The following is a 642-nucleotide window of genomic DNA, read 5'->3' on the forward strand; positions in this document are numbered from 1 at the left end:
TTCTTGACATCATTCGCATAAAGCTCTGTAAAGGCTTCAAAGTCCATATCAAGGTCAGCAGAATTTTGCAACTGGAACTTACGCTCCCATTCCTGCGCCTCCCGCTTTGTGGCAAACCCACGCTTGCACTTCTGTTTCCGCTCCCCCTTCCAGTTCACATACCTTGCCATTACATACCATGTGCCGTTGCTCTCGTTCTTAAATACTGGCATTTACTCCATCTCCTTTCCCTGTTTTTCTCCCGCCCCGTAAAACCTTTCTTGAAAATACTGGCGGTTGACACGTCCCGCAATCGTGATAAAGCCTTGCTCCTTCAGCTCGTCATTTAATTTCTTGATGAGCTTATAAGCATAAGGTTTCGATACGGAAAGCTCCTGCGCCACCTCGTCCACACGGATAAATTTGTTGTCCATACAACCTCTCCTTTCTCTTTCTAAGCGTTTTTGCTTAATTCATAATACTAAACATTTTTGTTATTGTCAATAGGTTTACAAGAAAATATTAAACTTTTTTGTTTCATTTGCGTTTGACTTTCTCTAAGCATATATGCTATACTACTTATAAACATACGAACAAGGAGTGAAACACTATGGCGATTGGCGAAAGAATACATTTTTTCCGCATCATGCGGGGCATGACACA

The 642-nt window shown here is 41.7% G+C and carries 3 protein-coding genes; all 3 read right to left on the reverse strand.

Annotation, left to right across the window (positions count from 1 at the left end; genetic code table 11):
• Nucleotides 1–212 (reverse strand): Arm DNA-binding domain-containing protein (locus D7Y06_RS25465; protein WP_199714864.1); only part of this gene is annotated, 212 nt, incomplete at its 3' end.
• Nucleotides 213–413: a helix-turn-helix transcriptional regulator gene (locus D7Y06_RS25470; RefSeq protein WP_016304095.1), complete on the reverse strand. Its 201-nt coding sequence runs from the start codon at nucleotides 411–413 to the stop codon at nucleotides 213–215.
• Nucleotides 414–460: 47 nt separating this feature from the next.
• A partial coding sequence (locus D7Y06_RS26760; protein ID WP_207667362.1) for a hypothetical protein occupies nucleotides 461–642 on the reverse strand: 182 nt, incomplete at its 5' end.

Origin of the sequence: Roseburia sp. 1XD42-69 (assembly GCF_003612565.1) — a bacterium.
Lineage (GTDB): Bacteria > Bacillota > Clostridia > Lachnospirales > Lachnospiraceae > Roseburia_B.